Here is a 12338-nt window from a genome sequence, read left to right as displayed (position 1 = left end):
TTCCCCCAGTGTATCCAACACTTGGGACAACGTCAATACCTTTCGCAGCAGCCTTGTGACATTCGGCCTACAATCATTTATAATAGTAATAAGAGACAGGGGGTGAATAGATGAACAACAACGTTTTGCAGCAGCTGGCAAGGCAAAGCCGGTTAGTGAAAGGCCTGATCATACTAGCATTGCTGTGTACAGCCATACTATTTGCTTATCAGGCGGAGGACTTGCCCGAGCTGAAATCTCCCTCCGACCAACTGACGATTGCAGCAGGGGACCAACATGGTGTCGCGATCCGATATCAATCCGGCATTTTGAAGCAGCTTTTCCAGATGACGCTTATAGGCATCACCATTATTTTAGGAATACTCGCATGCCGAAAGCAGCGGCTGATTCCACTATCCATTCGCCGTGCCTTTATACCTCAGCAAATAAAGGATTTATTTTTGATGCCTGTTAAATTCACCGGAAGCTTTATATAATCTATTGCCAGCATTATACGTATCCGTCCTATCACGATACCCACACAAACTCACGATATAGGAGCTGGCGAATATGAATATTAGAGAATCGGATTTACCAGGCATTGGACGTAAGTATCAAATGGAGACGAGAGGCGGCGACAAGCTCGTTGTCGTCATCCATGATGACGGAAGAAGAGAAATGTACCATTTTGAATACGATGATCCAGATGACAGCATTTCCATGGTTTCCATGGATGACGAGGAGGCCCGTCAGGTTGCTGCCATTATTGGAGGAATGACCTATACGCCGAAGGCGCTTGAGACGATTGAAGTCGCGCTCGACGATTTGACTATTGAGTGGTATAAAGTCGAAGCCGGAGCAAGCTGCGTAGGCAAAACGATCGGAGACTCTGATATCCGCAAGCGGACGGGGACGACGATTATTGCCGCGATCGACAAGGACGGCAAGCATATTAATCCGGGTCCGGATTATATTTTCAAAGCCGATTCTACACTGATAGTTGCAGGTGAACGCCCGCATCTTAAGACGCTTAAGCAGCTGCTCGTGAATGGGAGCCGTTAATTATGGATCATCTGGTGCTGGAGATTGGTCTCGCCGTCACTTTGATTGCCCTAGTCGGCTTAATAGCAAATAAAGTAAAATTTTCAGTCATTCCGTTTTATATTTTGATCGGGATGGCTGTGGGGCCGCATGCTCCTAAATTCGGCGTTTTCGACTTCCGCTTTATCGAAAGCGCCCCCTTCATTGAATTTCTCGGCCGCTTAGGCGTGCTGTTCCTGCTCTTTTATCTCGGTCTGGAATTTTCGGTCGGACGCCTGATGAAATCGGGAAAAAACATCGCCGTCGGCGGTACGATTTATATTATTATCAATTTCACGCTTGGACTTGTCTATGGCTTCTCCCTAGGCTTCCCGCTTGAGGAAACGCTCATTATGGCCGGTATTACAACGATTTCTTCAAGCGCCATCGTTGCGAAGGTGCTCGTGGACTTGAAACGAACCGCGAATCGGGAAACCGAGATGATACTCGGCATTATTATGTTCGAGGATGTTTTCCTCGCTGTGTATATTTCCATCCTCTCCGGTCTTGTACTCAGCGGCTCCAGCTCGCTTGGCGGCGTACTCCTCTCCGCATCCTATGCGCTTGGATTTATGCTCCTTGTACTCGTAGTTGGACGCAAGGCTGTTCCTCTGTTGAACAAAATATTAAACATCCGCTCGAACGAATTGTTTCTTCTGCTGATCTTCGGGGCTTTATTCCTCGTCGCAGGCTTCTCCGAAACGATTCACGTCGCTGAGGCAATCGGCGCCCTTCTAGTTGGACTAGTGCTAGCTGAAACCGCTCATATGAAGCGGATCGAGCATCTGATTTTACCTTTCCGCGATTTCTTCGGTGCGATTTTCTTCTTCAGCTTCGGTCTGACGATTGATCCGACGGCGCTTGGAGGCGCAGTGTGGCTATCGCTAGGTGCTGTTGCCATTACGCTGTTCGGCAACGTGCTTGCAGGCATGCTGGCAGGGAAAAGCGCAGGGCTTTCGCCTAAAGCGTCCGCGAATATCGGTCTGACGATCGTCTCGCGCGGCGAGTTTTCGATTATTATGGCGAATCTCGGCAAAGCCGGAGGATTAATGGAACTGCTTCAGCCATTTGCTGCCTTGTATGTCCTGCTGCTTGCGATTTTGGGGCCATTGCTCACCAAGGAATCCAAGCTCATTTATAACGGCATGAACAAAGTATTCCGCTTTGACCGCAAGAAGGCTAAAGACAAAGAACCCATCAAAGAGCCGGACGTTTCCAATTAAACGACGGGTCTGCCTTTGCAGCCTAAAAATTTAACAAGCCTGCCCCAACCGACGAAGTGTTATTTTCGCGGGTCAAGGCAGGCTTGCTTTTTTAAAGTTGGGTTATTTAGCTTGGCGTTTTAGCTTGACGTCCTAGTCGATGCCGTCTTTAAAGTTTTTGTTCCAATTTTTATCGCCTTTGTGAACGTAGTCCTCCACTGTCTTATGCAAGGTGTTCACAAGCTCTTCCTTGATCTTGGCAATCGTGTCGTAAAAGACAATTTCCTCCGCGCCCGAAATTCTCACTCCGGCTACTGCCTGTGCAGCAGCGAAACGGCGATGCTCTGACTCAAAGTTTTCCAACGCCTGCAAGGCATGCTCTACATAATGGGATAATTCCTGATGTTCCTTCGGAAGTTGAGCTTTAAGCTCTTGAATGCGTGTTTTTAATGGCATTAGAATCACCTCAGCGTTAGTATTAACCTCTGTATAATTACTATAACCGATTTTTATGCTTCGGGCATCCCAAAATATGCTAAATCGGCAATGATGCGCCTATTCACGACGGATTGACCTGTACCATTACTTGCTTGCCGCTTACTTGAATGCCTGTCTGCGGCTTGCCTTGCTCTGTAAGATCAGCGAGCAGGCGCTCCAGCAGCGTCTTGCCAGCAGCCCCCTGCTTGCCTCCTTGAACGCGCACGACGAGCTGCACCGCATGGCCCGACTCCAGCAGCTTCACAGCCTGGCGCTGCTTAGTGTCGTAATCATGCTGCTCAATATCAATGCCGAGACGCAGCTCCTTTACCTTCGCTGGCTGGCCTTGTGCCTTCTCCTGCCGCTTGGCCTGGCTGGCCTCCTGCTTCGCTGTACCGCGCCCCATCAGCTTGCAGGGAGGCGGACTGCTCATAATGGACAGGCATACGAGATCTGCCTTGTGCTGCTTCGCCAGCGCGAGCGCTTCTGCGCGGGAAACGACACCAAGCGGCTCGCCGTTCAAGCCCGTCAGCTCCACCTCAGAAGCTTTAATTTTCTCATTCATCAGCATCGTAACAACCTTCTTTCTGCTGCTCTGTTCTATTCTCATTACCCAGCTAATCGCACAGCTACTCTTGATGCTGCTGAATCAGGTCCATCTTCATCTGCCACGTTTTCTCGCTTAGATGAATCGGATAAAATTCCGGATTCAGCTTGCGCTTCACTTCCGGCAGGAAGCTGCTTAACTGCTCCTGATGAAACTGCCTAACCTGCGAAAGGGACGGCAGCTCATAAACGAGACTGCCCTTGTCGAAAATACATTTCAGCAGCGGGACCGCTTCGTAGTTGCTCACGTATTTGTATATATACGGGTGCAGCGGATCAAATAGCTTAAGCCTGCTGCCGTCCGGCTTCTCTTCCTCGCCGCATAACGCAATATAATCAGCCCGCGCCAGTCCCGTATTCAGGTTGCGGATACGGAACACATCCTTGCGGCCCGGCGTCGTCACCTTCTCGGGATTCGCAGACAGCTTGATGACGGGCACGTAACGCCCGTCCTTCCAGCGTGCGGTCAGCTTGTACACGCCGCCAAGCGAAGGCTGGTCCGCAGCGGTAATCAGCTGCGTGCCCACGCCCCAGATATCAATGCGCGCCCCTTGCGCCTTGAGGTTAAAGATCAGCGTCTCATCGAGATCATTCGATGCGACGATCTTCACATGCGGCAGCCCCGCAGCATCCAGCTGCTTGCGCGCCTCCTTGGATAGTAGCGCGAGGTCGCCGCTGTCGAGGCGAATCGCGCTGAGCTGCTTGCCTTGGCTCTCCAGCCAGCGAGCCGTCTTAATTGCATTCGGCACGCCGCTTTCCAGCGTGTCGTACGTATCGACGAGCAGCGTCACTTGATCCGGCAGCGCCTCGGCATATTTCATGAAAGCCTCTTCCTCCGTATCATGTCCCTGCACCCAGGAGTGGGCATGCGTTCCTTTAGCCGGGATGCCGAACAGCATCCCCGCCCGCATATTGGACGAAGCGTGGAAGCCGGCAATATAAGCGGCACGCGCGCCCCACACGGCAGCATCCGCCTCCTGCGCCCGTCTTGTCCCAAACTCCAGCAGCGTATCGCCGTCCGCAACCTGCACAATACGCGACGCTTTCGTCGCAATCAGCGTCTGGTAATTCATGAAGTTCAGCAGCGCCGTCTCAATAAGCTGCGATTCAAATATGGTGCCCTCCACGCGAATGAGCGGCACACCCGCAAAGACGACCGTGCCTTCCTCCATCGCGTACATGCTGCCCTTAAAGCGGAACTGCCGCAGCCGTTCGAGAAAAGCGGGCTCGTATTGCTCCTCCTGCTCAGCCAAATATGCAAGCTCCTCTTCCCCGAAGCATAGCTCTTCTATATATTTTACAATGCGTTCAAGTCCCGCAAATACAGCATATCCATTGCCAAAAGGCAGCTTGCGGAAATACGCCTCGAAAACCGCTGGCGTATCTGCCGTTCCATTTTTCCAATGCGCATACATCATGTTGATTTGGTATTTATCCGTATGCAGCGTTAAATTTGCGCTATTCACAGACACAAGTCACTCCGTTCTAAATGATGTCTGACAGGGGCTGCGAAGAAGGAGTGTCCATGCCTGATGAACGGCGGCGCTTTCAAGGTGAAACGGCTGTCGTCATCCTTTGGCGGAGCAGCGCGTTACAGTCCGAGAAATATAGGGAAAGGAAGTGAAGATCATATCCAATCCTATATTTTAATTTAACGCGACCTTCCTTTTCTGTATAACAGCTTTACCATTGCCAGCAGAAGCAGGCACACCACAATTCCGATGCACGCTCCTGTAAAATCAACGACCACATCCATACGATTGCCCGTTCGGTTCAGGCTGGTTAATTGGTTTCGCTCATCGAGCGCTGCCAAGGTCACCGCCGCTAAAAGCGACAGCATCGCTGGCGCAAGCATACGTCCCTTCATGACGACGCGCAGCAGCATAAACCAGATTGCTCCTAGCATAGCATAAACGAACAGATGGGCGCTCTTGCGAAAAACAAATTCGACAAAATGATACGGATTCGTTTTGGCCTCAATCGTCTTGCCTAAATACGTGATCGACAAATCAGGCAACAGCCGGATCAGCTGCTCCTTCCCGATCCACGCTTGCAGCTTTGGCCTAATCGTCTGCTGGTCGAAGGACTGCGAGGAGAGATGAAACACAAACAAAATCCAAGCTGCCAAAACAACAAGCCATATTCCTATTATATAACGATTGCTCCTAGTTTCCACCTTGATCAGCTCCTATCCCTTCATTCCGCTCTTTCGAAACAAAACGTTTCATGATTGATCCTAATTGTATCAAATTTTCTTTCCGACCTACAACTTGCGCACGCATTACCTGTTAAAAATAAACGAAAAGCCCCCGACTTTGGATCGGGGACCTTTCATCGACTGGCTATACATCGCTCGAAGCGACCTGCCCGCTTTAGAAGGAGCTTCTTATGGCATTCAGGGCATTACGCCAACGATTCAGCATAGGAAAGCACAGTCGCCAAATCCTTCTCAAATGCGGCGCGGTACTCCGCAATAACAGCTGTGCTGTGGCCGTTAGCCGTCAGCTTGGCTGCCGTATCCGCTAATATCGCTTCGAAATCGCTTTTGATCCGGGCAACCTCCGTCTGGGCCTGCAGCTTCAGCTGCTCCTTCGTTGTTTCATCTCGCGCTGCCACAAACGACATATACAAATTCGTCAGCGTCGAGGTCGCTTCGGTTTTGAGCGTATCAAGCTTGCCCTCTGCCTCGCTTGTAATAACCTCATACGCCACCTTCGGCGTATTGTCGACTGCTCCGCCGCCGCCTGTACCAGGCTGGCTGCTTCCTCCGGTGCCTGGCTGGCTGCCTTCCCCGGTACCTGGCTGCGTGCTGCCGGCTCCCGCCGAGCCTTCGCCGCTCCCTCCACTGCCGCCTGCTTCGGCCTGCTCCTGCTGATAAGCGGCCGTTTCGCCAGTTACAGCGCCTGTCTTGCTATCCCATTTAATTGCAGCGCCGGATGCTTCCGCCATAAAGCGGATCGGCACATAAATCGACCCTTTGTAATAAAAAGCGGACTGATTCGCAGGCAAAGCCTGCTCCTTTCCTTCAAACACGAAGGAAGCCTGCACCTCTGTCAGTCTAATTGATACTGGTGAAGCAGTCGCCGCAGCGGCAGCCTCATCATCCGCAATCGCGCCAGCAAGCTGCTTTTTCAATGCCGCCGCTTCTTCCGCCGTTGGTTCAGCTACCGTTACCGTCGCCGTCTCGCTATTCCATTTCACCGTCTTTTGAAGCGCATAAGAGACGAATCTAACTGGAACATAAGTCCGGCTCTTATATTCAAATACGTATTGACCGCTTGGCAACTCCAGCTTCTGTCCATCAAAGGCCAGGCTGACGGGAAGCGGCTGTGCAACAATCGCTTTATTGGAACTGGAATCGCCCTGCGCCGAGGCCGCATGAGGCAGCAGCATGCAAAGCATAAGGCCGAGAAGCATAACAGATTTAATTTTAAATGTTTTCATTGGGTAGTCGTTCACTCCATTCCTCGCCCGGCTCCCTTGCTCCCAGATGGCTTAGCCAGCAGCAAGCAAAATAGAAACCGTGCTTTTCCTAAAATCATCTCTTAAATGGGAAGCAGCAGCAAGGGACTCGGCTCTTATATTCAAAATCGGGTTTTGTCCGCATTCAGTCCGCATTCAGCCCTCATTCGATTGGATTCGACATTATTCTCGCCACCTATTGCATTTGGCCCCCATTGTCCTAGCTCCTTTCAGCCCACTGCAAGGCATTGCGAAAAAAGGAAAGTCTCTTGCGGCAAATTTTGCGCATGGTACAATAACCTTATAATGTAAGAGACTGCGACGAAATAAAGTACCGCTAATTTCCTCGCAGCTCCTAATCCACATGAAAAGATAAGGCGGGATGTTGTATGTCATATTTATCGCTGAACAGCTGGAGCCTGCATAGACTGCTTGGCCCGCTTCATTGGACGTCCTGGGATGCCGAAACGCAAACCCACCAAACGACTGATCATGTGCAGCCCTTGGAGCTGACATTGCTGGAGCTGCCAGCTGTCGCAGCAGCCAAAGGCTATCAAGCCATCGAGGTATGCCATTTCCATTTCCCATCTACGGAAGCCGCTTATTTGCAGCAGCTAAGAGATTCTTTTTCGGCTGCATGTCTATCCTTTGACACACTGCTCGTCGATTATGGCGATCTCACTTCTCCCGAGGCGGCACGCCGAGAAGCTGACTATCAGCTCATGCAGCAATGGATCGACGTAGCGGCAGCTTGTGGGGCCAAGCAGGTCCGCATTATCGCCGGCGAAGCAGAGCCAACCGATCACGCGGCCATTCGCCAGTCTGCCGAAGCTTTAATTAAGCTGGTGGATTACGGCGCCGCGCGCGGGGTGAAGATCGTAACCGAAAACTTTAAATGGCTTACGAGTGTCGGCGACAGCTGTATGGAGCTGCTGGAACAGGCAGGGGATTCGCTTGATCTCATTACGGATTTCGGAAATTTCAGCGGACCAGCCAAATATGAGGATATTGGCCGCACAGCTGTGCACAGCGTATCCATTCATGTGAAAGCGATAAATAATGAGCATGGATATCCCGATCAGGACGAGCTTCGCCGCTGCCTTGATCAGGTACAAGCTTCCGGTTTTGATGGCGCATACGTGCTCGTCTATGATGGGCCGGGAGATATGTGGGAGGGGCTGGAGCGGGTGAAGGCTGTGGTTCAGCCTTATATCGCTTAGTTATTCATAAGAAAGACAGCTAGCGAATAGGCTAACGGCTACCCACTAAGTGGTCTGACGCATTAAATAAATTAGCAATGACGTATTTGTATCATACATAGCGTTGCTGCTCGCATAAGGAAGAAGCCTTTCTCTACCGTTATCCATACGGGAGGGAAAGGCTTCTTCTTGCTTGCATGCAACTTACATGTTATATCCAATACACCCATGGTGAGCCGGAGACTTCAATCGTTTATGAGCCGGAGGGCTTCATTTTGCGCCACAGCGTCGAGCGGTTAATGCCCAGACGCTTGGCAGCAGCAGATTGGTTCATATCCTCCTGCTCCAGCACTGTGCGAATAATATCATATTCAATCTCATCAAGCGTCTTGCTCAAATCAAGCCCGCCTGCTTCAGAAGAATGCTCGGAGCTTTCATGGCCCCCGGCACCTAAGCCGGAGCCCGCCTGCTTCAGCAGCTCCACTCGCTCCGCTTCCACATATTCGCCGTCGGAGCTTCTGACAAATTGATCAATGACGTTGCGCAGCTCAAACAAATTGCCGCGCCACTCATGTGTGCGCAGCGCCTCCATTACTTCCGGTCGCAGGCCGACAATTTGCTTGCCATAACGCTCGTTGTACATAATAAGGAACGTGCGGATGTATTCGTCCAGATCATCCAGCCGCTCCCGCAGCGGAGGCATGCTGACAATTCGCCCGGCAAACGTATCACAGAGCTTGCCGTCTAGCGCATTGCTGCTTTTCAGTTCCAGTGGACTGCGGTCAAACGATAAAATGATTTTGCCCGGCGCTGCGGCAAGCACTGGCGCCAGCTCGCGCTGATCAGCCAGCGACAGCTGGTCAACACCGCGGATATAAATAATAAGCTCCTCATTGTCCGTTGACAGCAGCTTCCTTAACGCAGCGAGCGCTGCTGCATCATAACGCTTTGTGACGGACAGTTCAATCATTTCACTGCCGCTCGGCGGCATGGAGCTCCAGCGCTTAATCGCAAACAGCCGCTTGCCTGCTCCCGTCTCGCCAAACACAGCAAGCGGATAAGCACGCTCGGAAGGAGACTGCCCAGCAAATTCATGATCGGTCATTACGAGCGGCGGGAAGGCATTATCCTGCTTGCTTGTGTACATCATCGTTATGCCAGAGCCCGGCTGATCTACAGGGCGAACCTTCAAATAAAACATGCCGTCGCCAGCATCATCATTCATTTTGCCGCCAGATACGGCGACCTGGCGCTGCCCATCCAGCTGCACGAGCAGCTCCAAAGCAACGCCCTTGTCCAAATCAGCCATATAACGGCTGAATACGGGATAATCGGCGTAAAGCCCGGTTTGATTTTCAGGCAAGTGGAACCACGCATTAAAAGCTTCATTAGAAAATTGGATAATGCCCTTGTCATTCACAATGGCATAGCCGGTATCCATCGTGTCCAGCAGCCGCTCGAAAGCGAGCTTCTTCTGCTTGTAGCTTTCCGATACTTTATAAATTTGCTTCGCCTGAGCGAACGCTTCAAGCACCGACTCGCGCCCAGACGTAATGAGCACGCCCTGCATGCCATGCTCATTGGCTTTGCGCACCGTAATGTTATCGCCTACTATGACTTTGACGCCCTCAGCCTTCGCAAGCCGCAGCGCCTCGTCCACCTCGCTCTCCTGTTGAACCGAGGCATAAGGAATATCAACCTCCATTAAACCGGATACCGAAATAAAGCCCTCTATAATATTAGGAAAGCCGATCATTTTGATCTTGGCCTGATAGCCCTTCACAACCATCAAAATCCGCATAATATCAAAGCCGGACACCTGAATGTCAATGACGGGCAAATACGAATGCTTGCGCAGCAGTCGAGCCGTTCCGCCCCGGCTAATAATGACATCGTAACCGTCCAGATGGATGCGGTTCATGAGCGGCAGCACTTCGGACAAATCGCCCTGCAGCACCTTGATTTCGAATTCCTTCAGCTCTTCCCGCAAGCTTGTTGTCAGCTCCACGAGCCCCGGGTAAGGGGCAACTACTACTATTTTTATTTTCATCCTCATCATCACCGTTGCAGTTTAATACACTCATTATAGCTAAACGCGATCCGAATGAACAGTATTGTGCCCGGCAGGGTGCGGCGTGCTGCCACCCCCTCCTCCTTGCAGCAGGTGCAGCGTGCGGACGAATACATCGCCCGAGCCGAAGCCGCCCGCCTTCGTTACCCCATACACTTCTTTTGCTCCTGAAAATAACCCAATCGGCACGCCCGTCTCCACTTCGCCCTGCAGGCGGAACTTCTCCATACCGGCGAAGCGGCAAAACTGCTTCGCCGTATCGCCTCCCGTCAAGATGAGGCGATTCAAGCCATACGCCTCAACCAGCTGTGCGGCCGTACGGCCAAGCGCTTCCGCAATCCTGTCGCTGACTTCCGTCTGTCCCATGCCCAGCTTGCTTCCAGCTTCCATTGCAAGCTTGATCTCTTCTTGTTCGCCGGAGGAATAGAGCACGACTGGCCTCCCCTGCTGCAAGGCAAGTGCCGCCGCAGCGTATACGCGCTTTAGCTCGGCGTTGCAAGCCGCATCAGGTGCAACCATGACATGCGCCGCCAGCCGAATACCAGCAACCTGCGGCTCAGCAAGCAGCAAGGCGAGCTGCTGGCGCGTCTTAAAATTGACGCTACCGATAACAGCAAGCACTGGGACATCGCTCGTCGCCAGCTCAAGCACCGCTTCATGAACGGTACTGCCAGCTGTTGTCAGGCATCCTGCCAATCCAGCCGAACCTGCCCATATGATGCGATATTCAAGTCCCTCAAACAGCGATACGATCCCGCGCAGCTCCTGCTCGCTTTGCGCATCAAATACGAGATAACGGCATCCTTCAGCAGCCAGTTCAGCAAGCCTTCGCTTCAAATGCTCGTGACCAAGCGCCATATCTGCGCTCGAAATCAGAGCCACTGCACGCTCGGATTGCCTGCGAATAAGCTCAGGAATGCCGGAGATGGTAATCGGCGTCTTCGGATCAAGCGCAAATTCCGTCTCATGCAGCAATTGTCCATTTAAATATAAAGAACCGTCCCTCACCGTACGGTTGTATTCCGGATAGGCAGGCGTACAGACGATAAAATCCGGCTGAAGCACGTCCTGCAGCGCATCGAATTCTGCGCCAAAGTTGCCTCTGAGCGTCGAGTCCACCTTTTTGAAAATCACATCAAATGGCTTCGTCTTCACATATTCAGCCGCCGTCCGCACGCGATCATAAGCCTCTTGAGCGCCAAGCGAGCGGCTGTCCGTATCTATAATCACAACGTCGTCATCGAGGGCTGCGGCTGTGTTTTCATCAAAATTAAGCAGAACCGAAGCTTTGAGACCGCTTCTTGCGAACTGAACGCCCGAGTCGTTAGCGCCTGTAAAATCATCTGCGATTATTGCAATTTTCAAGTCATCACCCCGCGTCCAAGATCAGCCTTTGACCGAACCAAGCAGCATTCCTTTCGTGAAAAACCTTTGCGTAAACGGATAGATAAGCAAAATCGGCACAACCGCAAGAAAAATCGAGGCCGCTTGCAGGTTTTGCGGCAGCAGCTGCACGCCGTTTACCGTAATATTTTCAAGCGAAGTACCGCCCTTGCTGGAATTAATAATCATATTGTAGAGAATGACCGTAATCGGCTGCATGCTGCGGTCCTGCAAATAAATCATCGGAATGAGGAACTGATTCCAAATGTAGACGGCATTAAATACACTGATCGTTGCAATAATCGGCTTGCTGAGCGGGAAAAACACCCGCCACATGATTTGCCAATCGTTCGCGCCATCGATAACGGCCGCCTCCTCCAGCTCATAGGGCAGCTCGTCGAGGAAGGATTTTGTAATAATGAGCAGAAAGGTGTTGACCGCCATCGGCAAAATCATGACCAGCCAGGAATTGACCAGCCCCAGCCCGTTATAGACGATATAGTTCGGAATGATTCCCGCCTCGAACACCCAAGTGAATAGAAACAGGAGCATAATCGTGTAGCGCCCAACCAGCCTTTTGCGCGACAGCGGGTAGGCCGTCATGAACGTCACCAGCACCGCCACAAAGCCGCCAACGACCGTATAAAATAAAGAATTCAGCAGCCCTGCCGTTACCCCAAGCCGTTCATTGCCGAGTATATATTTGTAAGCTTCGAGATTGATGCCCTTCGGCAGCAAATATACCGAGCCTGCCACGACCGCTTTGCCGTCGCTTAAGGATGTGGCCATTATGAGCACGAACGGATAGACGCACAGCAAGGCGACAAGGACAAGCAAAGTGTTGTTGATCAGATCAAACCAGCTAAACTTCTTCATCTT

General features: G+C 51.7%; 12 protein-coding genes. 4 read left to right on the top strand and 8 right to left on the bottom strand.

Annotated elements, in window-relative coordinates:
- Positions 1–110 precede the first annotated feature (110 nt).
- From AC50Y5_RS22330 to AC50Y5_RS22320, 3 genes are all read left to right on the top strand, one after another.
- Positions 111–476: a hypothetical protein gene (locus AC50Y5_RS22330; protein WP_494863837.1), complete on the top strand. Its 366-nt coding sequence runs from the start codon at positions 111–113 to the stop codon at positions 474–476.
- A 73-nt stretch (positions 477–549) separates the two neighbouring features.
- A complete protein-coding gene (locus AC50Y5_RS22325) occupies positions 550–1041 on the top strand; it encodes a cation:proton antiporter regulatory subunit (RefSeq protein ID WP_056031871.1) in 492 nt (163 codons plus the stop codon).
- Positions 1042–1043: 2 nt separating this feature from the next.
- The gene (locus AC50Y5_RS22320; RefSeq protein WP_056031874.1) at positions 1044–2282 is read left to right on the top strand and encodes a cation:proton antiporter; all 1239 of its coding nucleotides are present in this window, start codon (positions 1044–1046) and stop codon (positions 2280–2282) included.
- A gap of 132 nt (positions 2283–2414) precedes the next feature.
- On the opposite strand, the gene AC50Y5_RS22315 is transcribed toward AC50Y5_RS22320, so the two are convergent.
- The 5 genes from AC50Y5_RS22315 to AC50Y5_RS22295 all read right to left on the bottom strand — a co-directional run bounded on the left by AC50Y5_RS22315 (position 2415) and on the right by AC50Y5_RS22295 (position 6788).
- Positions 2415–2717 carry a hypothetical protein gene (locus tag AC50Y5_RS22315; RefSeq protein ID WP_494863834.1) on the bottom strand — a complete coding sequence of 101 codons (303 nt, stop codon included), beginning with the start codon at positions 2715–2717 and terminating at the stop codon, positions 2415–2417.
- 103 nt (positions 2718–2820) lie between these two features.
- A complete protein-coding gene (gene infC, locus AC50Y5_RS22310; RefSeq protein ID WP_056031879.1) occupies positions 2821–3309 on the bottom strand; it encodes a translation initiation factor IF-3 in 489 nt (162 codons plus the stop codon).
- Between the two features lie 58 nt (positions 3310–3367).
- Complete coding sequence (locus AC50Y5_RS22305; RefSeq protein WP_494863832.1) at positions 3368–4810, bottom strand: nicotinate phosphoribosyltransferase; 1443 nt, start codon at positions 4808–4810, stop codon at positions 3368–3370.
- 185 nt (positions 4811–4995) lie between these two features.
- Entirely contained in the window at positions 4996–5520 is a 525-nt protein-coding gene (locus AC50Y5_RS22300) for a VanZ family protein (protein ID WP_056031882.1), read from the bottom strand.
- 227 nt (positions 5521–5747) lie between these two features.
- A complete protein-coding gene (locus AC50Y5_RS22295; protein WP_494863830.1) occupies positions 5748–6788 on the bottom strand; it encodes a copper amine oxidase N-terminal domain-containing protein in 1041 nt (346 codons plus the stop codon).
- A 407-nt stretch (positions 6789–7195) separates the two neighbouring features.
- On the opposite strand from AC50Y5_RS22295, the gene AC50Y5_RS22290 reads away from it, so the two are divergent.
- On the top strand, positions 7196–8026 hold the full coding sequence (locus AC50Y5_RS22290) for a sugar phosphate isomerase/epimerase family protein (RefSeq protein WP_494863828.1): 831 nt from the start codon (positions 7196–7198) through the stop codon (positions 8024–8026).
- A 232-nt stretch (positions 8027–8258) separates the two neighbouring features.
- Here the strand turns inward: AC50Y5_RS22290 and AC50Y5_RS22285 are convergent, their stop codons facing one another.
- Genes AC50Y5_RS22285 through AC50Y5_RS22275 form a run of 3 tightly spaced genes read right to left on the bottom strand, consistent with a single transcriptional unit; the run spans position 8259 to position 12335 of the window.
- Positions 8259–10055 (bottom strand): PrpR N-terminal domain-containing protein, encoded by a 1797-nt coding sequence (locus AC50Y5_RS22285; protein WP_494863826.1) that lies wholly within the window; start codon positions 10053–10055, stop codon positions 8259–8261.
- A 39-nt stretch (positions 10056–10094) separates the two neighbouring features.
- The gene (locus tag AC50Y5_RS22280) at positions 10095–11441 is read right to left on the bottom strand and encodes a four-carbon acid sugar kinase family protein (RefSeq protein WP_494863824.1); all 1347 of its coding nucleotides are present in this window, start codon (positions 11439–11441) and stop codon (positions 10095–10097) included.
- Positions 11442–11462: 21 nt separating this feature from the next.
- Positions 11463–12335 (bottom strand): carbohydrate ABC transporter permease, encoded by an 873-nt coding sequence (locus tag AC50Y5_RS22275; RefSeq protein ID WP_056031898.1) that lies wholly within the window; start codon positions 12333–12335, stop codon positions 11463–11465.
- Positions 12336–12338 lie beyond the last annotated feature (3 nt).

Source organism: Paenibacillus sp. JT22N7, assembly GCF_059383875.1.
This window is presented reverse-complemented; position numbering and strand designations above follow the sequence as displayed.